Origin of the sequence: Citrobacter pasteurii, assembly GCF_019047765.1 — a bacterium.
GTDB classification, from domain to species: Bacteria; Pseudomonadota; Gammaproteobacteria; order Enterobacterales; family Enterobacteriaceae; genus Citrobacter; species Citrobacter pasteurii.
Genome location: NZ_CP077262.1, coordinates 2,827,352 through 2,853,186 on the forward strand (window position 1 = coordinate 2,827,352; position 25,835 = coordinate 2,853,186).

26 protein-coding genes are annotated in these 25,835 nt (G+C 49.4%); 12 read left to right on the plus strand and 14 right to left on the minus strand.

Annotation, left to right across the window (positions count from 1 at the left end; all coding sequences use genetic code 11):
- The first annotated feature begins 10 nt into the window (after positions 1 to 10).
- The 3 genes from I6L54_RS13790 to I6L54_RS13800 all read left to right on the plus strand — a co-directional run bounded on the left by I6L54_RS13790 (position 11) and on the right by I6L54_RS13800 (position 3,727).
- Positions 11 to 961 carry a phosphoglycerate dehydrogenase gene (locus I6L54_RS13790; RefSeq protein ID WP_005122736.1) on the plus strand — a complete coding sequence of 317 codons (951 nt, stop codon included), beginning with the start codon at positions 11 to 13 and terminating at the stop codon, positions 959 to 961.
- A 65-nt stretch (positions 962 to 1,026) separates the two neighbouring features.
- On the plus strand, positions 1,027 to 2,346 hold the full coding sequence (locus I6L54_RS13795) for an MFS transporter (protein WP_005122737.1): 1,320 nt from the start codon (positions 1,027 to 1,029) through the stop codon (positions 2,344 to 2,346).
- A gap of 184 nt (positions 2,347 to 2,530) precedes the next feature.
- Complete coding sequence (locus I6L54_RS13800; protein ID WP_040231104.1) at positions 2,531 to 3,727, plus strand: sugar transporter; 1,197 nt, start codon at positions 2,531 to 2,533, stop codon at positions 3,725 to 3,727.
- Between the two features lie 34 nt (positions 3,728 to 3,761).
- Here the strand turns inward: I6L54_RS13800 and I6L54_RS13805 are convergent, their stop codons facing one another.
- Positions 3,762 to 4,427, minus strand: coding sequence for a MarC family NAAT transporter (locus I6L54_RS13805; protein WP_040231106.1), 666 nt, complete (start codon positions 4,425 to 4,427; stop codon positions 3,762 to 3,764).
- A 257-nt stretch (positions 4,428 to 4,684) separates the two neighbouring features.
- Between I6L54_RS13805 and marR the strand changes: the two genes are divergently transcribed.
- From marR to marB, 3 genes are read left to right on the plus strand one after another with little or no spacing between them, the layout of a single operon-like run.
- Positions 4,685 to 5,119 (plus strand): multiple antibiotic resistance transcriptional regulator MarR, encoded by a 435-nt coding sequence (marR, locus tag I6L54_RS13810; RefSeq protein WP_040231108.1) that lies wholly within the window; start codon positions 4,685 to 4,687, stop codon positions 5,117 to 5,119.
- A gap of 18 nt (positions 5,120 to 5,137) precedes the next feature.
- Positions 5,138 to 5,521 carry an MDR efflux pump AcrAB transcriptional activator MarA gene (gene marA, locus I6L54_RS13815; RefSeq protein ID WP_003032424.1) on the plus strand — a complete coding sequence of 128 codons (384 nt, stop codon included), beginning with the start codon at positions 5,138 to 5,140 and terminating at the stop codon, positions 5,519 to 5,521.
- Between the two features lie 30 nt (positions 5,522 to 5,551).
- Positions 5,552 to 5,770 carry a multiple antibiotic resistance protein MarB gene (gene marB, locus I6L54_RS13820; RefSeq protein WP_005122747.1) on the plus strand — a complete coding sequence of 73 codons (219 nt, stop codon included), beginning with the start codon at positions 5,552 to 5,554 and terminating at the stop codon, positions 5,768 to 5,770.
- 30 nt (positions 5,771 to 5,800) lie between these two features.
- Here marB and eamA read toward each other — a convergent pair whose 3' ends face one another.
- Entirely contained in the window at positions 5,801 to 6,700 is a 900-nt protein-coding gene (gene eamA, locus I6L54_RS13825; RefSeq protein WP_005122748.1) for an O-acetylserine/cysteine exporter, read from the minus strand.
- Between the two features lie 198 nt (positions 6,701 to 6,898).
- On the opposite strand from eamA, the gene ydeE reads away from it, so the two are divergent.
- Positions 6,899 to 8,086: an efflux MFS transporter YdeE gene (ydeE, locus tag I6L54_RS13830; RefSeq protein WP_040231112.1), complete on the plus strand. Its 1,188-nt coding sequence runs from the start codon at positions 6,899 to 6,901 to the stop codon at positions 8,084 to 8,086.
- 40 nt (positions 8,087 to 8,126) lie between these two features.
- Here the strand turns inward: ydeE and urtE are convergent, their stop codons facing one another.
- The 5 genes from urtE to urtA are packed head-to-tail and all read right to left on the minus strand — an operon-like array spanning position 8,127 to position 13,596.
- Positions 8,127 to 8,825, minus strand: coding sequence for an urea ABC transporter ATP-binding subunit UrtE (urtE, locus tag I6L54_RS13835; RefSeq protein WP_005122752.1), 699 nt, complete (start codon positions 8,823 to 8,825; stop codon positions 8,127 to 8,129).
- Positions 8,826 to 8,834: 9 nt separating this feature from the next.
- Entirely contained in the window at positions 8,835 to 9,632 is a 798-nt protein-coding gene (gene urtD / locus I6L54_RS13840; RefSeq protein ID WP_040231114.1) for an urea ABC transporter ATP-binding protein UrtD, read from the minus strand.
- Positions 9,632 to 10,705, minus strand: coding sequence for an urea ABC transporter permease subunit UrtC (urtC, locus tag I6L54_RS13845; RefSeq protein WP_005122757.1), 1,074 nt, complete (start codon positions 10,703 to 10,705; stop codon positions 9,632 to 9,634). Before urtC ends, urtD begins: the two co-directional genes overlap by 1 nt.
- Positions 10,705 to 12,279 (minus strand): urea ABC transporter permease subunit UrtB, encoded by a 1,575-nt coding sequence (urtB, locus tag I6L54_RS13850; RefSeq protein WP_040231115.1) that lies wholly within the window; start codon positions 12,277 to 12,279, stop codon positions 10,705 to 10,707. Before urtB ends, urtC begins: the two co-directional genes overlap by 1 nt.
- Before the next feature lie 45 nt (positions 12,280 to 12,324).
- On the minus strand, positions 12,325 to 13,596 hold the full coding sequence (urtA, locus tag I6L54_RS13855) for an urea ABC transporter substrate-binding protein (RefSeq protein WP_040231116.1): 1,272 nt from the start codon (positions 13,594 to 13,596) through the stop codon (positions 12,325 to 12,327).
- Positions 13,597 to 14,081: 485 nt separating this feature from the next.
- Between urtA and mgtS the strand changes: the two genes are divergently transcribed.
- Positions 14,082 to 14,177 carry a protein MgtS gene (mgtS, locus tag I6L54_RS13860; protein ID WP_003032406.1) on the plus strand — a complete coding sequence of 32 codons (96 nt, stop codon included), beginning with the start codon at positions 14,082 to 14,084 and terminating at the stop codon, positions 14,175 to 14,177.
- Positions 14,177 to 14,221: a hypothetical protein gene (locus tag I6L54_RS24605; protein ID WP_420889184.1), complete on the plus strand. Its 45-nt coding sequence runs from the start codon at positions 14,177 to 14,179 to the stop codon at positions 14,219 to 14,221. Before mgtS ends, I6L54_RS24605 begins: the two co-directional genes overlap by 1 nt.
- Positions 14,222 to 14,460: 239 nt before the next feature.
- On the opposite strand, the gene I6L54_RS13865 is transcribed toward I6L54_RS24605, so the two are convergent.
- The 3 genes from I6L54_RS13865 to dcp form a co-directional block, all read right to left on the minus strand.
- Positions 14,461 to 15,387 carry a diguanylate cyclase gene (locus I6L54_RS13865; protein WP_040231119.1) on the minus strand — a complete coding sequence of 309 codons (927 nt, stop codon included), beginning with the start codon at positions 15,385 to 15,387 and terminating at the stop codon, positions 14,461 to 14,463.
- Between the two features lie 286 nt (positions 15,388 to 15,673).
- Positions 15,674 to 16,213 (minus strand): hypothetical protein, encoded by a 540-nt coding sequence (locus I6L54_RS13870; RefSeq protein WP_137378524.1) that lies wholly within the window; start codon positions 16,211 to 16,213, stop codon positions 15,674 to 15,676.
- Positions 16,214 to 16,297: 84 nt separating this feature from the next.
- Positions 16,298 to 18,343: a peptidyl-dipeptidase Dcp gene (dcp, locus tag I6L54_RS13875; protein ID WP_040231124.1), complete on the minus strand. Its 2,046-nt coding sequence runs from the start codon at positions 18,341 to 18,343 to the stop codon at positions 16,298 to 16,300.
- Positions 18,344 to 18,480: 137 nt separating this feature from the next.
- Here dcp and ydfG point away from each other — a divergent pair, with 137 nt between their 5' ends.
- The 3 genes from ydfG to ydfZ all read left to right on the plus strand — a co-directional run bounded on the left by ydfG (position 18,481) and on the right by ydfZ (position 20,394).
- Positions 18,481 to 19,227 (plus strand): bifunctional NADP-dependent 3-hydroxy acid dehydrogenase/3-hydroxypropionate dehydrogenase YdfG, encoded by a 747-nt coding sequence (gene ydfG, locus I6L54_RS13880; RefSeq protein ID WP_040231125.1) that lies wholly within the window; start codon positions 18,481 to 18,483, stop codon positions 19,225 to 19,227.
- A gap of 86 nt (positions 19,228 to 19,313) precedes the next feature.
- Positions 19,314 to 20,000 carry a GntR family transcriptional regulator gene (locus I6L54_RS13885; RefSeq protein WP_005121143.1) on the plus strand — a complete coding sequence of 229 codons (687 nt, stop codon included), beginning with the start codon at positions 19,314 to 19,316 and terminating at the stop codon, positions 19,998 to 20,000.
- Between the two features lie 190 nt (positions 20,001 to 20,190).
- A complete protein-coding gene (gene ydfZ, locus I6L54_RS13890; RefSeq protein WP_005121144.1) occupies positions 20,191 to 20,394 on the plus strand; it encodes a putative selenium delivery protein YdfZ in 204 nt (67 codons plus the stop codon).
- Positions 20,395 to 20,460: 66 nt separating this feature from the next.
- On the opposite strand, the gene I6L54_RS13895 is transcribed toward ydfZ, so the two are convergent.
- The 4 genes from I6L54_RS13895 to rspA form a co-directional block, all read right to left on the minus strand.
- Entirely contained in the window at positions 20,461 to 21,936 is a 1,476-nt protein-coding gene (locus tag I6L54_RS13895) for a mannitol dehydrogenase family protein (RefSeq protein ID WP_005121145.1), read from the minus strand.
- Between the two features lie 165 nt (positions 21,937 to 22,101).
- A complete protein-coding gene (locus I6L54_RS13900) occupies positions 22,102 to 23,481 on the minus strand; it encodes an MFS transporter (RefSeq protein WP_040231128.1) in 1,380 nt (459 codons plus the stop codon).
- A 53-nt stretch (positions 23,482 to 23,534) separates the two neighbouring features.
- Complete coding sequence (locus I6L54_RS13905) at positions 23,535 to 24,554, minus strand: Zn-dependent oxidoreductase (RefSeq protein ID WP_040231131.1); 1,020 nt, start codon at positions 24,552 to 24,554, stop codon at positions 23,535 to 23,537.
- Positions 24,555 to 24,567: 13 nt separating this feature from the next.
- Positions 24,568 to 25,782, minus strand: a complete 1,215-nt coding sequence (gene rspA / locus I6L54_RS13910; RefSeq protein WP_005121148.1) for a starvation-sensing protein RspA — start codon at positions 25,780 to 25,782, stop codon at positions 24,568 to 24,570.
- Between the last annotated feature and the right edge of the window lie 53 nt (positions 25,783 to 25,835).

The following is a 25,835-nucleotide window of genomic DNA, read 5'->3' on the forward strand; positions in this document are numbered from 1 at the left end:
GGATTGTATTATGAACGTCATCTGTACATCACCTTCATTTGCCAAATACGATCAGCAACCGATCAAACTGCTTAACGACGCCGGACTTGAATTAATCATGCTTCCTGCAGATGCCGGTTTAGAAGCGCTTGCACCTCATCTGGAACAGACAGTGGCAATGATCGTCGCTTTTACCGATGTTAATGCCGGACTAATAGCTGCGGCACCGAATCTGAAAATCGTCTGCAAACACGGCGTGGGCGTCGATAATATCGACCTCAATGCCACGCGTGAAAAAGGTATTTTTGTTACCAATGTGCCGGATGCCAATAAACATGCCGTCGCAGACTTTGCGTTTTCCCTGATCCTTAACTGTGCGCGTCAGCTTCCCTACGCGATTGAACAAACCCGCGCGGGAAACTGGCCACGGATCTTCGCCTCCGATGTATATGGAAAAACGATTGGCATTATTGGGTTAGGTAACATCGGTAAACAGGTTGCACTGCGAGCCCGCGGCTTTAATATGCGCGTACTGGCTCACGACGCATGGCAGGATGCACAGTTCGCCGCAGATAATCACATTGAATACGTTTCGCTCGATGAACTAACAGAACAAAGTGATTTCATCACGTTACACACTCCGCTGACGCCAGAAACCAAAGATCTCTTCGATTTAGCACAGATGAAAAAAATGAAGAGCACTAGTTATCTCATTAACGTTTCACGCGGTGGTGTCGTTAATGAAGAGGATCTCTTTCTGGCTCTCACGCAGGGTGTCATTAAGGGTGCTGCCGCCGATGTCTTTTTACAAGAACCGTGCAATTCACACCCCTTATTTGCGCTCAATAATTTCATCCCTACGGCACATATTGCAGGATATACCGAGGGCGCGATCAGCAATATAGGCGAGCAATGCGTTTATAACATCATTGAACATGTCATTCATCAGCGTAAACCTAAAAACATCATGAACGGATTATAACATTGTGGAGATAACCCTACCCTTTCCACAATAATAAAAATGAACATCTACCATGGGCCAGATATATGAATAATTTTGCAGAAAAATCCCGAATTCGTTGGTGGATTGCGGGATTAATGTGGCTTGCTATTGCAATTAACTATATTGACCGGACGGTATTATCGGCTGCAGCACCTCACCTCATTGATGAGCTAAAACTCGATCCTGAAATGATGGGGTTTATTATGGCGGCGTTCTTCTGGTCATATTCTTTACTGCAAATACCGGCAGGATGGTTTGCAGACCGTTTTGGTCAGAAAAAAGGTCTGGGTTTTGCCGTCGCGTGGTGGTCAATCGCCACCTCAATGATGGGTTTAGCCACTGGATTTAAATCTCTACTCGCATTAAGACTCGCTCTGGGCGTCGGTGAAGCCGCCGCCTATCCAAGCAATGCAGGGATCGCTGCGCGCTGGTTCCCGGATCGGGAGCGGGCCACCGTCTCAGGATTATTTGACAGTGCCTCTAAATTTGGCGGTGCCGTTGCGATGCCGCTTATTGTCTGGATGATCTACCAGTTTGACTGGCGGATGACATTTCTGATTATTGGTGGTGTAGGCATTTTTTGGGTCATTGCCTGGTATTTTATTTATACAGAAAACCCGGAAGACCACAAAAGGATCAGTACAAGCGAAATTAAACATATTCGCGAAGGGCAAAAGCAAAAACACGGCGACAAATCCGTATTACCGATGCGTTGGTATAAACTGTTACGCTACCGTAATATTTGGGCAATGTGTATCGGTTTCTTTACCATCAACTATACATCCTATTTCTTTATTACCTGGCTACCCACTTATCTGGTAAAAGATAAAGGAATGGATTTTATCAAAATGGGGATGGTTGCCGCCCTGCCATTATTATGTGGGATGGTGATAGAAGTCTTTGCCGGCTGGGCCTCTGACCGTATGGTACATAAGCGGATCCTGTCGCTGACTGCCACAAGAAAATTATTCCTGACAATCGGTCTGTTAATGGCTTTATGTATTGGTTTTGCCCCTTTTACTGATTCCGTGTTTATGACCGTGTTTTTACTGTGTGTGGCGAAATCAGGCACCACGGTTGCCGCCTCGCAGGTCTGGGCACTACCGGGTGACGTTGCGCCTAAAAACAGCGTATCGATTGTTGCAGGGTTACAGAATACTGTCTCCAATATGGGGGGCGCGGTAGGACCAATTATTACCGGAGCCATTGTTGCAGCCACTGGCTCCTTTACCTGGGCGCTGGTGTTCTCTGCCGCACTGGTGGTTCTGGGAATTTTGAACTATCTATTTTTGATGGGTAAAGTTGAGCCAATCATCGACAATGAGCATGAAGCGTTGTGCATGAAAGAAGCGCAGCTGCACTAAACTCACTCTGGTAACGGTATTCTCCGGTCAGTCAGTAGTACTGACCGGCTTTATTTTTTCTCGTAACGCACCGCATTATCATCCGCAAAGCAGCGTGATCTTAATCACGAAATGATTGTATTTTCACCAGTAAACGTTTTAAGATCGCCACCTCTCCTTTTCGCAGCTAACCCGATTTATACATATGACAACAGACACTGTTTCCCGTAAGGTCGCGTGGCTACGGGTAGTTACGCTTGCTATTGCCGGTTTTATTTTCAATACCACTGAGTTTGTCCCGGTCGGGTTGCTGTCCGACATCGCGCAAAGTTTTAATATGCAGACCGCGCAGGTTGGGATCATGTTGACGATCTACGCCTGGGTGGTGGCCCTGATGTCGCTGCCCTTCATGCTGCTCACCAGTCAGGTAGAACGCCGCAAGCTGCTGATCTGCCTGTTTGTCGTGTTTATCGCCAGCCACGTACTCTCTTTCCTGGCATGGAATTTTACCGTGCTGGTTATTAGCCGTATTGGTATTGCTTTCGCACACGCCATTTTCTGGTCGATCACTGCATCGCTGGCGATCCGCCTTGCTCCGGCCGGGAAACGCGCGCAGGCACTCAGTCTGATTGCGACCGGCACCGCGCTGGCGATGGTATTAGGCCTGCCTATCGGACGCATCGTCGGCCAGTATTTTGGCTGGCGCACCACCTTCTTTGCCATCGGTATGGGCGCGCTAATTACCCTGCTTTGCCTGATTAAGCTCCTGCCCAAATTACCCAGTGAGCATTCCGGTTCATTAAAAAGCCTGCCGGTGTTATTTCGCCGTCCGGCGTTGATGAGCCTGTATCTGCTGACGGTGATTGTGGTCACCGCGCATTATACGGCCTATAGCTATATCGAACCCTTTGTGCAGACCGTCGCCGGGCTGAGCGCAAACTTTGCCACCGTGTTACTGTTGGTTCTGGGTGGCGCGGGTATTGTCGGGAGCATCATATTCGGGAAATTGGGTAATCAACACGCCTCTGTACTGATTAGCAGCGCCATTGCCCTGCTGACGATATGCCTGGTGCTGTTACTCCCCGCCGCTGACAGCGAAATGCATCTGGCTGTCCTGAGTATTTTCTGGGGCATCGCCATTATGTTGATCGGTCTGGGAATGCAGGTGAAAGTACTGGCGCTGGCTCCGGATGCCACTGACGTCGCAATGGCGCTGTTCTCCGGTATCTTTAATATTGGTATTGGCGCGGGGGCACTGGTGGGAAATCAGGTAAGTCTGCACTGGTCGATGTCGACGATTGGTTACGTCGGTGCACTCCCTGCCGTTGCAGCGCTGATCTGGTCAGTGATTATTTTCCGCAAATGGCCGGTAACGCTGGAAGAGCAACCACAGCAGCAATAAGAAAAGAGCCCGGTAGACATACCGGGCACGTTGTTTAATGGTAGGTTTGGATGATTTCCAGCACGCCGTTAATAATAAACTGCACACCCATACACACCAGCAGGAAGCCCATCAGACGGGAAATAGCTTCGATCCCACCTTTCCCCACCAGCCGCATAATTCCGCCAGAACTGCGCAGGCATCCCCACAAGATAACCCCGACGACAGCAAAAATAATGGGCGGTGCAACCATGATCACCCAGTCCGGGAATTCGGTGCCGTGCCGCACGGTAGAGGCCGAACTGATGATCATGGCAATCGTCCCCGGGCCGGCAGTACTCGGCATGGCCAGCGGAACAAAGGCAATATTAGCCGTCGGTTCGTCCTCCAGTTCTTCGGATTTGCTTCTCGCTTCCGGAGAATCATGCGCTTTCTGCTGAGGGAACAACATGCGAAAGCCGATAAACGCAACGATTAACCCGCCCGCAATACGCAACCCGGGAATCGAAATCCCGAACGTATTCATTACCACCTGCCCGGCGTAGTACGCGACCATCATAATGGCAAATACATAGACAGACGCCATTAATGACTGACGGTTACGCTCTGCGCTGTTCATGTTGCCAGCAAGGCCGAGAAACAGCGCCACGGTGGTTAACGGGTTTGCCAGCGGTAACAGGACTACCAGCCCCAGTCCTATTGCTTTAAACAAGTCCATCATAATGTCATCTTTCCTGTGCGTTTTTCGTCAACGGCAAGTATAAGGGCAAACTCCAGGGTTAAGCCATGTTGTCGATGTAAGGATTCATTAGTTCTCTTTACGCATAAACCCTACGGATCAGAACGTTAAAAACGCGCTATGCGTAGCGCGTTCCTGATGTTTTAGCAAAACGTGGCATGCGGCCACTCATTCATTTGACTTATATTTGCCTAAGCAATAATATCAGCCGTGACTAACTACTTGCCAGGGCAACCATTGTGAAAAGCACCAGTGATCTGTTCAATGAAATCATCCCACTGGGTCGTTTGATCTACATGGTTAATCAGAAAAAAGATCGTTTATTAAACGACTATTTGTCACCGCTGGATATCACGGCATCGCAGTTTAAGGTGCTCTGCTCCATCCGTTGTGCGGTGTGCATTACCCCTGTCGAATTGAAAAAAGTGCTGTCTGTCGATCTTGGCGCCCTGACGCGGATGCTGGACAGACTGGCCTGTAAAGGCTGGATAGAAAGGCTTCCGAATCCACATGACAAGCGCGGTGTACTGGTGAAACTCACCGAGCACGGCGCAGCAATTTGCGAGCAGTGTCATCAATTAGTAGGGCAAGACCTGCACCAGGAACTAACAAAAAACTTAACGGCGGATGAAGTCACCACGCTTGAGCATTTGCTTAAGAAAGTCCTGCCGTAAACAGAAAGAGGTATGACGATGTCCAGACGCAATACTGACACAATCACTATTCATAGCATTTTGGACTGGATCGAAAATAACCTTGAATCGCCACTCTCGCTGGAAAAAGTGTCTGAGCGTTCAGGTTACTCCAAATGGCACCTGCAGCGGATGTTCAAAAAAGAAACCGGCCATTCATTAGGTCAATATATCCGTAGCCGTAAAATGACTGAAATAGCGCAAAAATTGAAAGAGAGTAACGAACCGATCCTCTATCTTGCAGAGCGTTACGGTTTTGAGTCTCAGCAAACGCTGACCCGGACATTCAAGAACTATTTTGATGTACCGCCGCATAAATATCGGATGACGAATATGCATGGCGAATCCCGGTATTTGCTACCGCTCAATCAATGCAATTGCTAATCGCCAGTTAACGACGTAACCGAGGAAATCATGAAACTTCTGTCTTATGCGATGCTGGCCCTGCTGCTTGTTGTGTCGGGCCAGAGCATGGCGGAACAAACCCCGCAACCGACAACGCAAAATAATCGCGACGCGATGATTATGCCCCCTGCGCACGATCAATCTCCGTTCGATTTTAATCATATGGGTGCCGGCAGCGATAAATCCGATGAATTAGGCGTGCCTTACTACAATATGCACAGCCTGTAATTATTTTGCCCCGTCACTGCGGGGCTTTTTTTAACCCCTCACCTGCACAATCTTGCGCAAGCGAAAACCGAACACGTTGATATACAACCCCGCCATGATCAACAGCGCGCCAAGCAGTTGCAGCCCGGTTAACGTTTCATCCAGCAGCACGGCCGCGCTCGCCAGGCCAACTACTGGCACCAACAGCGACAGCGGTGCGACACGCCAGGTCTCATAACGTCCGAGTAAAGAACCCCAGATGCCATAACCCACGATGGTCGCCACAAACGCCAGATAAACCAGCGACAGGATGGTCGTCAAATCTATCGCCACCAAACTTTGGGTTATTTGCGTTGGGCCATCGAGAAGTAATGAGGCCAGGAAAAATGGAGCAATTGGGATCAACGCGCTCCACACCACCAGCGACATGACCGCTGGACGCGAAGTATGCTGCATAATTTTCTTGTTAAAGATATTGCCGCAGGCCCAGCTCAGTGCCGCCGCCAGCGTCAGCATAAAGCCAAGCATACCGACATGTTGTCCATTGAGACTCGCCTCAATCAATACCAGCACACCGAACACTGCCAGCGCGATACCGACCAGTTGCTTCCCCTGCAAACGCTCGCCAAAGGCGAACGCGCCCAGCACGATAGTGAAAAACGCTTGCGCCTGTAAAACCAGCGATGCCAGACCGGCAGGCATCCCAAACTTGATGGCGCTAAACAGAAAAGCGAACTGACCGAAGCTGATGGTCAGGCCATAGCCAAGTAACAGCGAGAGCGGGATCTTCGGGCGGGCAACAAAAAGAATTGCGGGAAACGCCACCAGTAAAAAGCGCAAGCCTGCCAGCATCAACGGTGGCATATTGTGTAACCCTACCTTAATGACAACAAAGTTCAGCCCCCAAACTACAACAACCAGTAACGCCAGCAACCCATCTTTACGCGACATACCACCGCCCCTACAAATATTAAATTTTTGTAAACAAGTTAAGGTAACGGAAATCGTTGTACCGTAACAGATCATTAATTCAGGTAGGCCACACAGGGCATTTTCAGACAACTTATTGAGTGTACATCACACTTTTAGCATGCTATTTGTTTCTGATATCTAAAAAAAACATAACAACATGCACTGTCGGGCAGGAAAATGAATATCTCACTGAGAAGGTCCACTCTCGCGTTACTCGCGTCATCTTTGTTATTAACCATTGGACGCGGAGCTACGCTACCATTCATGACGATTTACCTCAGTCGTCAGTATGGCCTGGGTGTCGATCTGATCGGTTATGCAATGACAGTAGCACTGACTATTGGCGTCGTTTTCAGTCTTGGATTCGGCATCCTGGCCGATAAATTTGAAAAAAAACGCTTTATGCTGCTGGCGATCGCGGGCTTTGCTTGCGGCTTTATAGCGATTCCACTGGTGCATAACGTAGTGGTGGTGGTGCTGCTCTTCGCGCTGATCAACTGTGCCTACTCCGTGTTTGCAACCGTGCTGAAAGCCTGGTTTGCCGATAACCTCTCAGCCACCACCAAAACAAAGATTTTCTCACTTAACTACACCGTGCTGAACATCGGCTGGACCGTTGGCCCACCGTTGGGCACGCTACTGGTCATGCAAAGCATTAACCTGCCGTTCTGGTTGGCGGCCATATGTTCAGCCTTCCCGCTGGTGTTTATCCAGACATGGGTAAAACGCTCCGTAATCCCCTCTGAAGGTTTGAACGCGACAGTATGGTCACCCTCGGTTTTGCTGCGCGATAAAGCATTATGCTGGTTTACGTTGTCTGCTTTTCTGGCCTCGTTTGTCGGTGGTGCATTTGCATCCTGTATTTCTCAGTACGTGATGGTGGTTGCCGATGGCGATTTTGCTGAGAAAGTGGTGGCGGTCGTCCTGCCCGTCAACGCGGCAATTGTGGTATCACTGCAATATGCTGTCGGACGCAGACTGACGTCTGCAAACATCCGCCCGCTGATGGCTGCGGGTACACTTTTTTTTGTTATCGGTCTGGTCGGTTTTACCTTCTCTGGCAACAGCCTGCTGTTCTGGGGGATTTCAGCCGCCTTTTTCACCATTGGCGAGGTCATCTACGCGCCGGGTGAATACATGCTGATCGACAACATCGCACCGGCAGGCATGAAAGCCAGTTACTTTTCCGCCCAGTCACTGGGCTGGCTTGGCGCGGCGGTAAACCCATTAGTCAGCGGGGTCATCCTGACCACACTGCCCCCATGGTCACTGTTTGTCGCACTAATGGTGGCGATTGTCCTTGCCTGGACGTTAATGATAAAAGGCATGCGCGCCAAACCCTGGAGCCAGCCGGTAGTCTGCTGAAAATTACTGTGACAGTGCCAAAACGGCACTGTCGCCTGATTCAAATGGCAACCAACCCACGCACACCTTCTGCTGCCATATTTTCACCTGATCCGCGTTGAATAATGCTTCCTCGCGACATTAACAGGTATTTGTCTGCAAGCTGTTCGGCAAAGTCATAAAACTGCTCCACCAGCAATATAGCCATATCACCACGATGGGCCAGTTGGCTGATAACCAGGCCAATCTCTTTTATCACCGAAGGCTGGATCCCCTCTGTTGGCTCATCGAGGATCAACAACTGCGGGCGACTGGCCAGCGCCCGGCCAATAGCTAACTGTTGCTGTTGCCCGCCCGACAAATCACCGCCCCGCCGGTATTTCATCTCCTGTAATACCGGAAACAACGCATAAATTTCATCCGGTACACGTTTTGCCTCTTGTGCTGAAAACCGGGAGAGTCCCAGCAACAGATTCTCTTCAACCGTCAGGCGAGGAAAAATATCGCGGCCCTGCGGCACATACGCTACCCCCGCCTGCACCCGCTGATGTGGCTTACGGAGAGTAATGTTTTTACCCTGCCAGATAACGCTGCCACTGCGGGTTGGAATCAGACCCATCAGGCACTTCAGCAGTGTCGTTTTGCCAACCCCATTACGCCCCAGCAGACATGTTACTTCACCGATACGCGCCTCAAAACTCACGCCGCGCAGGATATGGCTGCCGCCATAGTATTGATTTAGTTCATTTACCTGTAGCATCAGCACTCCTTAGCGTCCGAGATACACTTCAATCACCTGCTCATTGGCCTGAACATCGCGCAGGCTCCCCTCGGCCAGTACCCGCCCCTGGTGCAATACCGTGACGTGATCAGCAATACTCTCAACAAACCCCATATCGTGCTCAACCACCATCAGAGAATGTTTTCCGGCAAGCTGGCGAAACAGTTCAGCGGTGTATTCCGTCTCGGCATCCGTCATCCCGGCAGCCGGCTCATCCAGTAGCAACAAATGCGGCTCCTGCACCAGCAACATACCAATCTCCAGAAATTGTTTCTGTCCATGGGAAAGGCGTCCGGCACGACGGGCGCGTTCGTTACTCAGTCGCAACAGCGTCAACATGTCATCGATGCGATCCCGCTGTTCTCCCGATAAACACGCCCGTAAGGAACCCCAAACGGATTTATCATTTTTCATCGCCAACTCGAGGTTCTCTTCCACCGTCAACGCTTCAAAAACGGTCGGTTTCTGAAATTTGCGACCAATGCCCTGGCGAGCAATGGCGATGGCGTCGAGTGAAGTTAAATCAATGGATTGATCGTAAATCGCCCGCCCACTTTGTGGCTTCGTTTTACCGGTGATGACATCCATCAACGTGGTTTTTCCCGCGCCATTGGGTCCAATTACGCAGCGTAACTCGCCAACCCCAATATTGAGCGTCAAATCCGTTAGCGCCTGGAAACCATCAAAGTTAACGTTTATTTTTTCCAGTTGGAGCACGGGATCTGTTTGATTGCGAAAACGATCGCCCGGCATCTGGCGGGTAAAAAGCCCTTCATCTGGCTGCATTATTTGTCTCCCTTGCGAAACAGACCAATCACGCCACGAGGCAAAAACAGCGTAACGCCAATAAAAATCAGGCCGAGAAACAGTTGCCAGTATTCAGGCATGATGACGGTAAACCAACTTTTAGCGCCATTCACCAGTACCGCGCCAAACACCGGGCCAATCAATGTACCGCGCCCACCCAGTGCGACCCAAATCGCAGCTTCAATTGAGTTGGTGGGTGACATTTCACTGGGGTTAATGATACCCACCTGCGGAACATACAGCGCCCCCGCCAGTCCGCACAGGACAGCAGAGAGCGTCCACACCAGTAGTTTGAAGCCCTTTGGGTCATACCCGCAGAACATCAACCGATTTTCAGCGTCGCGAACGGCTGTCAAAATACGGCCAAATTTACTGCGAGCCAGCGCCCACCCTAGCCACAGCGCCAGAGTCAGCAGCACAACGGTCGCCAGGAACAACGCAATACGTGTCGTGGTCGCCGTCACCGAAAATCCCAGAATGGTGGTAAAACCAGTAAATCCGTTATTACCGCCAAACCCGGTTTCGTTACGGAAGAACAACAACATACCGGCAAAGGTCAGTGCCTGCGTCATGATGGAGAAATAGACACCTTTGATTTTTGAGCGGAAGGCAAACCAGCCAAATATCAACGCCAGCAAGCCTGGCACCATAACAACCAGTACCATCGCCCAAAGGAAATGCTGCGTTCCCCACCAGAACCACGGAAGTTCAGTCCACGACAGGAACGACATAAAAGCGGGCACCCCTTCACCAGATGCCTGGCGCATCAGGTACATCCCCATCGCATAACCGCCCAGCGCAAAGAAAATACCGTGGCCCAGCGACAGCATTCCGGCATATCCCCACACCAGATCCAGGGCAACTGCCACAATGGCATAACAGAGAATTTTCCCAACCAGTGTCAGTGTCCAGACAGATATCGCCAGCGGATGATCCGTAGGCAACAGCGCGAGAAATGGCAGAATAATCAGTGCCAGCAGTAAAGTCAGTCCCAGCACACAGGTAATACGCGGCGCTTTGCGCGCCAGCGTTAATGTCATTGGCATCGTCATCAGTCAATGACCCTCCCTTTTAGCGCAAACAGCCCCTGCGGACGTTTTTGAATAAACAGAATAATCAGCACCAGAATCATAATTTTGCCGAGGACGGCCCCAACCTGCGGTTCGAGAATCTTGTTGAAAATCCCCAAACCAAACGCCGCCGCGACGCTCCCGGCAAGCTGTCCAACGCCACCCAGCACCACCACCAAAAATGAATCAATGATGTAGCTTTGCCCCAGTTCTGGTCCCACGTTGCCCAACTGCGATAGCGCCACGCCCCCAAGTCCGGCAATGCCGGAGCCTAAACCAAATGCCAACATATCCACGCGCCCCGTGGGAACGCCGCAGCAGTCAGCCATGCTGCGGTTTTGCGTCACCGCCCGCACGCGCATACCCAGACGGGTTTTATTCAGCAACAACCACGTGAAGAACAGCACCAGAATGGCAAATCCCAGCACCACAATCCGGTTCCACGGCAAAATCAAATTGGCATAGACCTGAATACCACCCGACAGCCACGCCGGGTTAGCTACCTCGAGGTTTTGCGCACCAAAGGCCATACGCACCAACTGGATCAGCATCAGACTAATCCCCCATGTTGCCAGTAGCGTTTCAAGTGGGCGTCCGTACAAATGGCGGATCACAGTGCGTTCCAGCAGCATTCCAATAGCGGCGGTCAGCAAGAAGGCAACCGGCAGCGCAATCAGCGGATAAAAGGCTAACCACTGCGGGAAAAACTGGCTCATCAGCTGTTGCACCATCCAGGTACAGTAAGCGCCAAGCATCAGCATTTCACCGTGCGCCATATTAATGACGCCGAGTAGTCCGTAGGTGATGGCCAGCCCCAGCGCCGCCAGCAATAAAATAGACCCCAGCGATAATCCCATAAACGCCTGGCCAAGCAGCTCTCCAACCTTCATTCGATGTCCGATGGTATTCAGGCTTTCGCTGGCGGCAGCGCGTACGCGCGCATCGGGTTCATGTTCCACCTGGGTGAAAGGCTGTAATCGCGCTTGTGTTTCAGGATCATTGGATGCGCCCAGCAATTCGATGGCCTGGCGTCTGATATCGGGCGAAGTGCTGTTCAGTTGCAGGTTTGCCAGAGCAACCGCGAGGGTGGATTTCACGCCAGCATCCGTCTCCTGCATTAGCCTTTGCTGCAAAAATGGCAGCATCACTGGCAGTGCTTCACGTTGTAATGTCCGGGCAGCAGCCATTCTAAAAGTGACACTGTCACTTAACAACTGATGAACAGCCAATGTGCCAGCCACCAGGTTACGCAGGCGGTTAGTCAGGCGGATTTTTTTTAATTCGCCACTGGGTGTGCTGGCCGCCCCCAGAGATTGCACACGTGAACCTTTCATCGTGAACGCATTTTTAACGTCATCGGTCAGCAGGTTTTCGCCACTCAGGGCATTAAGCAAAGGTAAACGCTGAACATCGGGGTTAATCGCCCATTGTTCCAGTAATGTCGCCTGCTGTGTCCGACTGGCCGCGGCGAAGGTATCGGCATCTGTTGCCTGCGCTATCCACGGCAAAAGCCACGTCAGCAACAACACGCCACGAATAAAGCGCATGGCTTTCATGATAGCGTTCTCCAAAATTGGGCCCTCCCACAGGAGGGCGTAAGATCAGTTGCTGGCGGTTTTGACGGGCTGCTCAGATTTCTTATCATTCCCGGCGATATACGGACTCCACGGTTGGGCACGGACTGGGGCATCCGTTTGCCATACCACGTTAAACTGACCGTTACTTTCGATTTCGCCAATCATGACGGGTTTATGCAGGTGATGATTCGTTGCATCCATTGTCAGCGTAAAGCCAGAAGGTGCCGCGAATGATTGCCCCGCCATGGCTGCGCGAACTTTATCGACATCCGTCGTTCCGGCTTTTTCAACTGCCTGCGCCCACATGTGCAGGCCAACATACGTGGCTTCCATCGGATCGTTCGTGACCACAGAATCAGCATTCGGCAATTTGTGCGCTTTCGCATAGGCGCGGTAATCAGCGATAAATTGCTTATTGGTGGCATTATCAACGGATTCAAAATAGTTCCAGGCCGCAAGATTGCCTACCAGGGATTTGGTATCAATACCGCGCAACTCCTCTTCTCCAACAGAGAACGCAACAACCGGAACATCGGTCGCTTTCAGACCCTGGTTAGCCAGTTCTTTATAGAACGGAACGTTAGAGTCGCCATTAATGGTAGATACCACCGCCGTTTTCCCCCCTGCGGAGAATTTTTTGATGCTGGCGACGATGGTCTGGTAATCGCTGTGACCAAACGGGGTATAAACCTCTTCAATGTCTTTATCCGCAACGCCTTTTGAATGCAGCCAGGCACGGAGAATTTTATTGGTTGTTCGCGGATAGACGTAGTCGGTGCCCAGCAGGAAGAAACGTTTTGCACTACCACCGTCTTCACTCATCAGATACTCAACCGCCGGAATAGCCTGCTGGTTGGGCGCGGCGCCAGTATAGAAAACGTTAGGTGACATCTCTTCACCTTCATATTGCACGGGATAAAACAACAGGCCGTTTAACTCTTCAAATACCGGCAGTACAGATTTGCGCGAAACCGATGTCCAGCAACCAAAAACCACCGCCACTTTGTCCTGGCTTAGCAACTGACGGGCTTTTTCGGCAAACAGCGGCCAGTTTGACGCCGGATCGACCACTACCGGCTCCAGTTTTTTCCCCAGTACACCGCCTTTGGCGTTGATCTCATCAATGGTCATCAACGCCACATCCTTCAGCGGCGTTTCAGAAATAGCCATTGTCCCGGACAACGAATGCATGATGCCAACTTTAATGGTGTCGGCGGCCTGAACGCTAAAACTCATCCCCATAGCCACCACAGAGGCAGAAAGAGCAAAGGCTTTTAATAATGTACGACGCTGCATAGTTTCACTCCTGAAAGTAGATTTGCTGAAAGCTCCGGTGCAGCCGGAAAGACAAAACGGTGCAAATTAAGGGTGTTCAGAAGGGATAAGGCAAAAACAGTGCCAGATATGAAAAAATCATATAATTCAATAAATTATAAATATCACCAATAAAATACAGATAGAAAGAATGCGTCGTCATGACGGCAAGAGCGAAGAATTGAACCACCATGACACAGTGTTGCATTATAAACGTGCAACATCCTGTGTCCGGACAACCCGGTAATTGCAGCGGATTACAAGATAAAATTATGATTATTTGCCGATGGGTGCGCCTGTTTCGTCACTTTTATTTATTTTCTTCGACGAGAAAAAGTCAAAATCTTACATTTCAGACGAAATATTCACACAGTTCACTCTTTGTTTAAGTTCAAATTGCTACTATAGTCATTAACGAGGTGAAATTAAGGTAAGAGAGGAAACTCATAGATAAAGGAGCATTTACTATGCTGGGTAATATGAATATTTTTATGGCTGTTCTGGGAATTATTTTATTTTCCGGTTTCCTGGCCGCGTATTTTAGTCACAGATGGGATGATTGATGAACGGAGATAATCCTGCACCGAACCGGCCCCTTGTCGCGTAACTGCACAAGGGGCCATTTTTTTACCGGCTTCCCTTCCCTGAATCATTTCTCTGAATTACAGATAAAAAAAACCGCCGGAGAAACCAGCGGTAAATGCTTGCATGGATAGATTTGTGTTTTGCTTTATACGTTATCTGGCAATTCCCTGCGAAGATAACGGATAGTCAGCTAACATATCATTGACAACCACAATGGAAGTTAAACGAAACGTAACTACAGCAGATCTACGCTGATAAAATTCACGCTCTGACGCGCGGTGTCAGTTGATCATTGGTGCCAACTAACGTGATTTCCTCTTTTTCATCCATAAACATGCAGCGATTCCTGCCGGTCTGTTTCCCTTCATACATGGCTCTGTCAGCACGTCCAAGCCCGTTGTCCAGCGTTTCACCCTGTTGAACTCTGGTAATGCCAGCCGTTACCGTTATGCCGATTTCGCCTTCTGGATAAGGGATTTTTTTCTGGCCAATCAGATGACAAAGACGCAACCCTGCCTGGCAAGCCTGCTCGTCCGTTTTGGTTCGGATGATGACAATAAACTCCTCACCACCATAGCGATAGGCAACCTCATCATATCGGGTCCATGCTAATAAATTTGACGCCAGACTGCGCAACACCCTGTCACCAACCAGATGTCCGTAGGTATCATTAACATGTTTAAAACGGTCGATATCCAGCAACAATATGTACAGGTTAAGCGGCTCAGCATCGAGTAACTGCTGATCAAACGACTCATCAAGCATTCTTCTGCCTGGCAAACCTGTTAACACATCAATATTACTGCGGATAGTCAGTAAATATATTTTGTAGTCCATGACCGCAGACGTAAATCCCAGTAACGCATCCTGGAAACTGTCGAAATGCCATGAATGGCTACGCTCTTCCACGATTGCCAATAGCAATTCCTTGCCTAACAAATGCATTTTTTCATGTGTCGCGTGAATATCGCTGATATAACTACATTCATCATCATCGTGCTGTGGATGGTCTTTGAGCCATTGCCCAAATTGACAAACAGCGTGAGAGTCATCGCCCGAAATATCAGGCTGAGTAACATCTGATGACACCACACAGCGGAACATTTTCACTAGCCACTTATAATGAGCATCAATTGATTTGTTAAGTTCGATTAAAATTGCATCTATTTCCTGCGTTCTTCTGATCATCACGGTTTCCTTCCCTGTATGAACATTTAGACATGGGCATTTTAGCGCCAAAAAGGAAAACTTATGTAAATTTTTTAATAGTAATTAATATTAAAGAAAGCGAACAAAAATCACCTTGCATGATAATATATTAACCCGCAATAAAAATAACCTTGATAATCAACATGATAGAATGGATGTTATTTTTCTTGTTTTATATTCAATGAAACAAAACACCTCTGAGTTAAATCGCAAAAAACGACGATAATATTAACCGCATGAAATGTGACACTTGAAAACGATTTCCTCAATGAACGGCTTCGTGGTAAAGAATCTGCCCGCCCATACCTGAAATCAACTTATCAACCCGAATATAATCCTTATAGAAAAAAGAGGGAGCATCATCCCAGTGGCAGAGCGCGATTTCACGCTTCAGATATGTGTCATAGTAGATAACACGAGCCTTACATGACCGGGTTCTTCCTCCAGATTGAATGGGGTATTTCATCTTGAATCTGAAATTATCACTCACATGCTGATTAGCTGATGAAATCATTATTAATTCTGGAACGTTCCAAAAAGTAAAACTCAGGCACATCGTAACGGTCAGGAAAACGCCAAAAAGCCGCTTAACCCTATCTGCTACGTACTTATTTCTTAGGTACACGCGCCAGGCCATGAACACGCCTGGCAGAAAGGCGATTCCAATAATAACTGACTTATAAAGCACCCCGTCAAAAAGGTACGTGTCATGAGTGATTTTGTCTGCCCATGCACACCAAATAACCCAGGTAACAGCAAAGCAGAATGAAATCAGCTCGACCTTTGTTGGCAACCTCATCGTCATTCATCCATTTCACATTTTGGGGAAGAAAAAATCACGCTAAAAACCGGGCATCGCGCCCGGTTCAATTTTTTGGCTGACAATGCCTTAAGCGCTCAAACCACGATGTTTGAGCATTGGCTCCATTTTTGGATCTCGGCCGCTCCATTGGCAATAAAGCTCAGCTAAATCAGTGCTGTTACCACGGGACAAAATCGCTTCGCGGAATTTCTGCCCGTTTTCACGGGTCAACCCGCCCTGCTCTACAAACCACTGATAGCCGTCATCGGCCAACATTTGCGTCCATAAATAAGCGTAATATCCTGCGGCATAGCCACCACCGAAGACATGGGCAAAATAGCTGCTGCGATAACGCGGTGGTACAGCCTGCAGATCCAATCCTTCCGCAGCCAGGGCCTGCTGCTCAAACTCATCAACTGACAGCGATGACACACTCTGCTCCAGGCTGTGCCAGCGCATATCCAGCAATGCAGCACTGAGAAGCTCCGTCATATCATAGCCTTTGTTAAACAAGCTGGCCCGTTGCATCTTCTCCAGCAATGGCTGGGGCATTTTTTCACCTGTTTCAACATGGCGAGCATAACGCGCGAAAACCTGCGGATCACTCGCCCAGTGTTCGTTAATCTGCGACGGGAACTCGACGAAATCACGCGGAGTATTCGTGCCTGACAGCGTTGCATACCGTTGGCTGGCAAACAGACTATGTAACGTGTGTCCGAACTCATGGAACAATGTGATGACATCATCCCACAGCAGCAAGGCGGGTTGGCCCTGAGCAGGTTTCTGATAATTGCAGACGTTGTAAATTACCGGTCTGGTTTCATTTTGCAGAGATTGCTCAACAAAATTTCCCATCCAGGCACCACCGCTTTTTGATTCACGGGCAAAAAAATCACCATAAAATAGCGCCAGTCCTACGCCATCATGATCGAAAATCTCCCAAACCCGTACATCCGGATGATAAACAGGGATGTCAAAACGCTCGATGAATTTAATGCCAAATAGCTGGTTTGCCGTCCAGAAAACACCTTCATTCAGCACCGTATCCAGGGCAAAGTAAGGTTTAAGCAGAGCTTCATCAAGAGCATATTTTTCACGACGCACCTGCTCGGCATAATATGCCCAGTCCCAGGCCTCAACCTTGAATTGTCCCTGTTGCTGATTAATCGCTTTCTGAATTTCAGCCTGCTCATTCAGCGCGCGTTGACGTGCAGCGGGCACGATCGCCCGCATAAAAGAAAGTGCCGCTTCTGGCGTTTTCGCCATCTGATCGGCAATTTTCCAGGCAGCAAAATTCGCAAAACCCAGTAATGTTGCCTGCTCTCTGCGGATCTCCACCAGCCGTTTAATGATAGCGCGGGTATCGTTGGCATCATTTTTTTCCGCTCGCGTCCATGCCTGGGTAAACAGGTTTTCTCGTGTCTGTCGATCGCGTAACGCAGCAAGTGCCGGTTGTTGTGTGGTGTTCAATAGTGGGATAACCCAGCGAACCTCAAGTCCTTTGTCGCTGGCGGCTTGCGCCGCAACGGCAATTTCTTCTGCGCTGAGTCCGTCAAGTTGCCGGACATCATCCACGACCAGTGCCCCCGCTTTGTTCGCCGCCAGCAGACGCTGATTGAACTGGCTGGTTAACGTCGCCGACTCCGTATTTAGCGCTTTCAGACGCGCTTTGTCGGCGTCATTAAGACGCGCACCTGCCAACACAAAGCGTTGGTGAACCACCTCCAACAGACGCAATGATTCACCTTCCAGCGCCAGCGAAGAGCGTTGCTGCCAGACGGCATCTATACGCGCAAAAAGTGCGTCATTGAGATAGATATCATTGGCCAGCGCGGCCAGTTCGGCGGAGAATTCCTCGTCAAGACGCTGCAGCTTATCGTTGGTATGCGCTGCCGTCATCGCAAAGAAAACGCTGGTGACGCGCGTCAACAACGCCCCACTTTGCTCAAGCGCCAGCAACGTATTTGTGAAATCAGGAGTCTGTTGGTTTTGCACAATCGCCGCTATTTCAGCGCGTTTTTGTTTCACACCTTCATCAAACGCGGGCCGATAATGGCAATCTTCAATCTGATCAAATTGCGGTGCCTGGTAAGGTAATGTGCTGTGGTGCAAAAAAGGATTTGTTAACGACATCTTTTCCTCCTGAAAACGATTTGTTTACTAGAGTAGGCCTCCCAGGATTCGACCGCAATCTCGTTAAGCAGGAATAGCTCTGAACAGAAATGACGTGCTATGGTAGTACTACATAAAAAGCGTTGAGGAACAGTGAGATGATCGTTTTAGTAACCGGAGCAACAGCAGGTTTTGGTGAGTGTATTACGCGTCGTTTTATTGAGAATGGGCATAAAGTTATTGCCACCGGACGCCGCCAGGAACGTCTGCAGGAACTGAAAGATGAACTGGGCAATAATCTGTATACCGCCCAGCTTGACGTACGCAATCGCGCATCCATTGAAGAGATGCTGGACGCCCTGCCTGCCGAATGGCGCAATATCGATATTCTGGTCAACAATGCCGGTCTGGCGCTGGGTCTTGAGCCAGCCCACAAAGCGAATGTCGATGACTGGGAAACCATGATCGATACCAACAACAAAGGCCTGGTTTATATGACTCGTGCCGTTCTACCTGGCATGGTCGAGCGTAACCGCGGCCACATTATTAATATCGGCTCTACCGCCGGTAGTTGGCCGTACGCTGGCGGGAACGTGTACGGTGCAACCAAAGCGTTTGTTCGTCAGTTTAGTCTGAACCTGCGTACAGACTTACACGGCACAGCAATCCGCGTTACCGACATTGAACCCGGACTCGTTGGCGGTACCGAGTTCTCTAATGTGCGTTTCAAAGGCGACGATGATAAAGCAGGTAAAACCTACGAAAATACCACTGCACTGACTCCGCAAGATGTCACTGAAGCCGTATGGTGGGTTGCTTCGTTACCGGCTCATGTCAATATCAATACCCTTGAGATGATGCCAGTCACTCAGTCTTTTGCCGGGCTTAGCGTGCATAGAAGCTAAATGAGATACCCGGCCTTGTGCCGGGTATAGAAAGCGCTCAATAAGTGATAAAATAGCCGGGTTAACTCTTTAATAAGTAAGAATGAATGACCGTAGAAACGCAGCTCAACCCTACACAGCCGGTAAATCAACAGATTTACCGTATTCTTCGCAGCGATATCGTGCATTGTCTGATTGCGCCCGGTACGCCATTGTCGGAGAAGGAGGTTTCCGTACGCTTTAACGTGTCTCGCCAGCCGGTACGAGAGGCATTCATCAAACTGGCAGAAAACGGTTTGATTCAGATCCGTCCACAACGTGGCAGTTACGTGAATAAGATCTCGCTGTCGCAGGTGCAAAATGGCTGTTTTGTACGTCAGGCCATTGAGTGTGCCGTGGCCCGCCGCGCCGCCTCGATGATCACCGATAACCAGTGCTATCAACTGGAACAAAACCTGCATCAGCAACGCATTGCCATTGACCGTAAACAGCTCAACGATTTCTTCCAGCTTGATGATGAATTTCATCAGAAACTGGCATTAATCGCTGATTGCCAGCTTGCCTGGGACACCGTCGAGAATATTAAAGCCACGATTGACCGTGTACGCTATATGAGTCTGGATCACGTCTCCCCACCTGAAATGCTACTTCGTCAGCACCATGATATCTTTGCGGCGCTAGTAAAGCATGATGGCGATGCCGTCGGGCATGCAATGATGCTGCATCTACAGGAAATTAGCGAATCTGTTCAGCTTATTCGTCAGGAAAATAGCGACTGGTTTAGCGAAGACTAATACGTAGCTCACCTCTCACTGAGGTGAGTTTCCCCGAAAGATCCCCTCTCCTGCATATCCCTATAAAAAAAGCTGTGATTTTGATCGAAAACAAAAAAAATCATTATCGAGAAGCGTATTTATATTGCGCCCGTTACGTGGGACTAAAAGCCCACGGGCTTTGACGGTAAGTTGGAAAGGAGAAAACACCATGAAAACATACGATCGTAACCGCAACGCAATCACCACTGGCAGCCGCGTCATGATTAGTGACAGCGGACTCACCGGCCGTATTACAGCCATTGACACCGACGGCCTGACCGCTGAGCAAATCCGCCGCGGTAAAACAGTGGAAATCGAAGGATGTGAAGGCAAATATGCCCCCCTCGAACTGATTCGTTTAGGCATGAACTAATTGGTGTGAATGCCAAAAACAATGCGCCATCTGGCTGTCGTTAAAGCCGGATGGCGACATAACGCGTTATCTTACTGACTGTAATTTCGCAGCATATTTCGCAACCGTTGCCTTCGCGCCTTCCGCCAGCAAAGTCAGGTACGCTTCTGTAACCCGCTTTTTAACCAGTTCAATTTGCGGCAGTTCATCACCAAAAATAGCGTCAATTGCCAATAGTGCCTGCACACGATCTTCACCTTCGTGACTGTTCTGTACCGCTTGCTGGATCACTGGCAGCAACGGATCGCTAATTTCAATGGCTTGTCCCTGCTCATCCACGCCCCCGACATAGCGCATCCAACCCGCCACACCGAGTGCAAGCAGATCAAAACCACTACCGTGCACGATATGCCAACGCACAGAGTCAAGCATACGTTGCGGCAGTTTCTGACTACCGTCCATGGCAATCTGCCAGGTACGGTGGCGCAACGCAGGGTTGCTATAGCGGTCAATCAGTAAGTCGGCATAATGCTGGAGATCCACCCCTTTCACTTTTAATGTTGGCGCTTGCTCCTGCAGCATCAACGCGCGGGCAGCGACACGATAGTTCTCATCACCCATGCAGTCGTTGATGTGTTGATATCCTGCCAGGTAGCCGAGGTAAGCAAGGAAAGAGTGGCTGCCGTTAAGCATGCGCAACTTCATCTCTTCGAACGGGATAACATCTGCCACCAGTTCAGCCCCGGCTTTTTCCCACTCTGGACGCCCAGCGACAAAGTTATCTTCAATGACCCACTGACGGAACGGTTCACATGCCACACCAGCCGGATCGCGTACCCCGGTAAGTTGTTCAATTTTGTCCAGCGTATCTGCGGTTACCGCCGGGACAATACGATCAACCATTGTTGACGGGAACGTCACATGTTGTTCGATCCATGCCGCCAGCTCAGCATCCACCGCCCGGGCATACGCAGTGACAACATTGCGCATCACATGGCCGTTTTCTGGCATGTTGTCGCAGGACATCACGGTAAACGCACCTAAACCAGCGGCTTTACGGCGAGCCAATGCTTCAACCACCACACCCGGCGCGGTCTTCGGCTGTTTTGGGTTTTGCAGGTCGGCGGCAATCATCGGGTTATCCAGCATCAATTGTCCGGTTGCTGGAGAATGGCAATACCCCTTCTCAGTAATGGTCAGGGAAACGATCGCCACCTGCGGTTCACACAGAGCAGCCAGTACAGCTTCCAGACCATCAACCTGCGCATGCAACGCCTTTTTAACCACGCCAACAACTCTTGCGGTCCAGGCATCCGCAGACATTTCCGCAACGGTGTACAGGTTATCTTGCTGTTTCAAATCAGCAATCTGCTGCTCTCCACCAATCAGGTTTACTTCGCAATATCCCCAGTCACTATTGTGATCTGCAGCCAGAATGTCAGCGTATACCCCCTGGTGTGCACGGTGGAAAGCACCGAACCCCAGATGAACAATACGCGGAACCAGTTTTGTACGATCGTAGCCAGGAAGTGCAGCCTTTGCCGCTAAGAGCTTGTTTTGCATTGTATGACCTACTTATCAATGAAATCAGGATTGTCTCAGAGTAACGCCTGTATGGTTGTATGTTTTGATTTGCATTAAACTTTCTATGATTGGTATGACATCATTTAAAGCTGTGTAATAGCATGATCAGGCCATCAGTTCAGACCTGACCATACCCTGTCCGTACTAGCCAGCCTGAGTGGCTCCAGCACGAACCGTCTCGGTTTTGCTCACTTCCGCAGCATCTTCCAGTACACTCAAATCACGGTCTTTCACTTCAGGCATTAGCAATGCTGAAACCAAACCAATGAGCGAGTAAGCCATAACCATCACCAGAATCGGCCACCAGGAATTTGTCATGTTGCAGAAAATACCGGCCAGAACAGGACCAAAACCAACGGCCACCAATCCACCGGCCTCTTTTGAAATTGCCATTCGGGTGAAGCGATTACGCGCACCGAACATTTCAGCCATGGTGATATTTTCGAGTGCGAACAATCCCAGCACCGCAAAATTATGAATAACAATCAGCGCTGTCATAATGACGCCGGGGCTATACGTTTTATCTACAACAATCGATAACATTGGATAAGCAAGAATAATTGCAGATATATTCAGAATTATATATGGTAAACGGCGACCAAATTTATCTGACAACCACCCTAGTAAGGGTATTGTAATAAAACCAAGCACAGAACTAATCATTAAGGCATCTGTCGGTATTGATTTATCAAACAACAATGTTTGCACCAAATATCCGGCAAGGAAAGTCTGAATTAGACCTGAGTTACCCGCCTGTCCAAAACGTAAGCCGGTTGCCAACCAGAAAGATTTACTGGTAAACATTGCACCCAGCGTATTTTCTGACGGGTTATTCAATGCAGGTGCGTTTTCCTCATTATTAACTTTCTCAAATACTGGACTTTCTTTGAGATTCATTCGCAACCAGATGGCAAAAACCATAACCACTACACTCGCCAGAAACGGAATTCGCCAACCCCAGGCTAACAATTCCTCACGATCAAGGGCAAAGAACATCACGGCCCAGATTGCAGTAGCACTTAATGTGCCGCAGTTAGTTCCCATTGCAACAAGAGAGGAAATGATACCGCGCTTTCCTTTTGGTGCGTACTCAGCGAGCATTGTACCAGCCCCAGAGATTTCGGCCCCTGCACCGAGACCCTGCACAATACGCAGCGTCACCAGTAATACGGGCGCAAAGATACCGATTTGTGCATACGTTGGCAGTACGCCTATTAATGTTGTACAGATCCCCATCATGGTAATGGTAATAAACAGCACCTTTTTACGTCCAATGCTGTCGCCCATTTTGCCAAATATAAATGCTCCAACGATACGAGCAATATATCCCGCACCGTAGGTACCCATTGCCAGAATGAGTGCCATCGCGGCAGATTGTTCCGGGAAAAATATTTCATGAAATACCAGTGCGGCACCCAATGAATATAACTGGAAATCCATAAATTCGAGAGCTGTCCCTAACCATCCTGAAACGGCTGCTCTCACCAGATCTTTCGTTGACCTTTCGTGTTTTTCTTGATTCATATTGGCTATCTCTAAGAGGTAAGATGCGTACCACTTACTCGCAGTTATTAATATTATTCAGTGAATGTGAGTAAAACTTTGCAGCAGTGCTGCTGATCTTTCTCAAACAATTCAATTGCGTCGGTAACGTGGTGATAGTCAAAAGTATGGGTAATGAGTTTATTAGGGTCGATAAGTCCTTTGACCAACCAATCAATAACTACCGGGAATTTATTGGCATTTAATCTTGAAGAATAGATTGAAAGTTCTTTCCCGGTAATGCCTTGTTGAACAATCTGACAAGGATCGCTGGAGAAGCCCATCAAAACAATCCGCGCGGCTGGCGATGCCAGCGTGATAGCCTCCTGTAAAATGGATGGATGACAAGCCGCATCCACGATGATGGTCGGTTTTAGCCCTTTTTCCGCAAGGAAATCTTGCAACGATTGCTGACTATTATTGATTGCCCAGTCGGCACCGCACTGCTTTGCCATACCCAATCGTTCATCGATTCTGTCGGCAATCACCACAGTTTTTACTTTATAGACACGTTTAAGTGCCTGTACGGTGGTCAGCCCCATAGGACCCGCGCCATAAATCAGAGCAATATCGTTTTCTGTCGGATTAATTTGCCCGGTTACGTTTGCGGCGATGGTAAACGGTTCGACCATAACGGCATGTTCATCGGGCACGGTATCGGGGATCGTCCAGGCATTTTTCGCCGGCACGACAGCGTACTCGCTGAAACCGCCATCACGATGCACGCCCAGCACCACCAGCGATGTACAAACGTTAGGTTTACCAATTGAACAGGGATAACAATGTCCGCAACTGATGACCGGATCAACGGACACCCGCTCCCCCATTCGCGAAGGCTCAACACCGTCGCCTATTGCATCAATCACGCCAAAAAACTCATGGCCAATCACGCGCGGGTATTGTGCAAATGGATTGTGTCCACGATAAATATGACTGTCAGAACCACAAATTCCCGCCAGTTTCACCTTTACCCGGACTTCGCCTGCTGAGGGTTCAGGTACCGGTCGCTCGGCAATATTCAGCACATTCGGTTTTTCAATCAAAATACTTTTCATAGCAAATCACTCCTTACCAGTTCCACAGCGTGCCATCTTCCAGGCGAGCAACGGGCAGATATGCGGGATCGTACGGATATTTCGCTGCAAGTTTTTCGTCAAACTCAATACCGAGACCGGGTTTGTCACCTGGGTGCATATAGCCGTTATCAAAGGTCCAGTTATGCGGGAACACTTCCAACATCTGTTCTGAGTACCCCATATATTCCTGCACCCCGAAGTTTGGTACCCACAGATCGAAATGCAGCGCAGCGGCCATGCAGACTGGCGACAAATCGGAAGGTCCATGAGAACCCGTGCGCACCTGATAAAGTGAGGCAAAATCAGCAATACGACGCATACCGGTGATACCGCCTGCGTGGGTAATAGTGGTGCGAATATAGTCGATCAGCTGTTCTTCAATAAGCTGCTTGCAGTCCCAGATACTGTTGAACACTTCCCCTACCGCAATCGGCGTGACCGTATGCTGGCGGATCAGGCGGAAGCACGCCTGATTTTCAGCCGGAGTAGGATCTTCCATCCAAAATAAACGGTATTGTTCAATGCTTTTGCCAAAACGGGCCGCTTCAATTGGCGTCAGGCGGTGATGCATGTCATGCAGAAGATGTTCATCAAAACCAAATTTGTTGCGGACGGCTTCAAACAATTTCGGTGTGAAATCGAGATATTTCTCCGTCGACCACAGTTGCTCTTCCGGCCACTGGCCTTTGGTCGCCGGTTCGTAGGCCAGGCCTTTACCTTTAGACATACCGTAGGTGGTCTTCATCCCCGGTACACCACACTGCACACGGATCGCTTTAAATCCCATCTCTTTATGACGCGCGTAATCCTCCAGCACATCATCAATGGAATGACCCGTTGTGTGACAGTACACCATGACGCCTTCGCGCGATGCGCCCCCCAGCAACTGGTACAACGGCATGTTCGCCGCCTTCGCTTTGATATCCCACAGAGCCATATCCACCGCAGAAATCGCCGACATTGTTACCGGGCCGCGACGCCAGTAAGCCCCCTTGTAAAAAAACTGCCAGATATCCTCAATTCGATGCGCATCACGTCCAATTAGCTGTGGACACACATGATCTTTCAGGTAGGACGCCACGGATAATTCACGCCCGTTTAGTGTGGCATCCCCTAATCCGGTGATCCCATCGTCTGTCGTGATTTTCAGCGTGACAAAATTACGTCCTGGACAGGTAACAAAAACTTCAGCCCCGACAATCTTCATTTTTTAATCCTTACATCTCTTCTTGTGATGCAGGAAATTTACCCAACTGAACT

Coding starts and splice junctions, on each gene's coding strand:
- I6L54_RS13790 (WP_005122736.1), top strand. CDS start 11: ATGAACGTCATCTGTACATCACCTTCATTTGCCAAATACGATCAGCAA.
- I6L54_RS13795 (WP_005122737.1), top strand. CDS start 1,027: ATGAATAATTTTGCAGAAAAATCCCGAATTCGTTGGTGGATTGCGGGA.
- I6L54_RS13800 (WP_040231104.1), top strand. CDS start 2,531: ATGACAACAGACACTGTTTCCCGTAAGGTCGCGTGGCTACGGGTAGTT.
- I6L54_RS13805 (WP_040231106.1), bottom strand. CDS start 4,427: ATGATGGACTTGTTTAAAGCAATAGGACTGGGGCTGGTAGTCCTGTTA.
- marA (WP_003032424.1), top strand. CDS start 5,138: ATGTCCAGACGCAATACTGACACAATCACTATTCATAGCATTTTGGAC.
- marB (WP_005122747.1), top strand. CDS start 5,552: ATGAAACTTCTGTCTTATGCGATGCTGGCCCTGCTGCTTGTTGTGTCG.
- eamA (WP_005122748.1), bottom strand. CDS start 6,700: ATGTCGCGTAAAGATGGGTTGCTGGCGTTACTGGTTGTTGTAGTTTGG.
- ydeE (WP_040231112.1), top strand. CDS start 6,899: ATGAATATCTCACTGAGAAGGTCCACTCTCGCGTTACTCGCGTCATCT.
- urtE (WP_005122752.1), bottom strand. CDS start 8,825: ATGCTACAGGTAAATGAACTAAATCAATACTATGGCGGCAGCCATATC.
- urtD (WP_040231114.1), bottom strand. CDS start 9,632: ATGCAGCCAGATGAAGGGCTTTTTACCCGCCAGATGCCGGGCGATCGT.
- urtC (WP_005122757.1), bottom strand. CDS start 10,705: ATGACGATGCCAATGACATTAACGCTGGCGCGCAAAGCGCCGCGTATT.
- urtB (WP_040231115.1), bottom strand. CDS start 12,279: ATGAAAGCCATGCGCTTTATTCGTGGCGTGTTGTTGCTGACGTGGCTT.
- urtA (WP_040231116.1), bottom strand. CDS start 13,596: ATGCAGCGTCGTACATTATTAAAAGCCTTTGCTCTTTCTGCCTCTGTG.
- mgtS (WP_003032406.1), top strand. CDS start 14,082: ATGCTGGGTAATATGAATATTTTTATGGCTGTTCTGGGAATTATTTTA.
- I6L54_RS13865 (WP_040231119.1), bottom strand. CDS start 15,387: ATGATCAGAAGAACGCAGGAAATAGATGCAATTTTAATCGAACTTAAC.
- I6L54_RS13870 (WP_137378524.1), bottom strand. CDS start 16,213: ATGACGATGAGGTTGCCAACAAAGGTCGAGCTGATTTCATTCTGCTTT.
- dcp (WP_040231124.1), bottom strand. CDS start 18,343: ATGTCGTTAACAAATCCTTTTTTGCACCACAGCACATTACCTTACCAG.
- ydfG (WP_040231125.1), top strand. CDS start 18,481: ATGATCGTTTTAGTAACCGGAGCAACAGCAGGTTTTGGTGAGTGTATT.
- I6L54_RS13885 (WP_005121143.1), top strand. CDS start 19,314: ATGACCGTAGAAACGCAGCTCAACCCTACACAGCCGGTAAATCAACAG.
- ydfZ (WP_005121144.1), top strand. CDS start 20,191: ATGAAAACATACGATCGTAACCGCAACGCAATCACCACTGGCAGCCGC.
- I6L54_RS13895 (WP_005121145.1), bottom strand. CDS start 21,936: ATGCAAAACAAGCTCTTAGCGGCAAAGGCTGCACTTCCTGGCTACGAT.
- I6L54_RS13900 (WP_040231128.1), bottom strand. CDS start 23,481: ATGAATCAAGAAAAACACGAAAGGTCAACGAAAGATCTGGTGAGAGCA.
- I6L54_RS13905 (WP_040231131.1), bottom strand. CDS start 24,554: ATGAAAAGTATTTTGATTGAAAAACCGAATGTGCTGAATATTGCCGAG.
- rspA (WP_005121148.1), bottom strand. CDS start 25,782: ATGAAGATTGTCGGGGCTGAAGTTTTTGTTACCTGTCCAGGACGTAAT.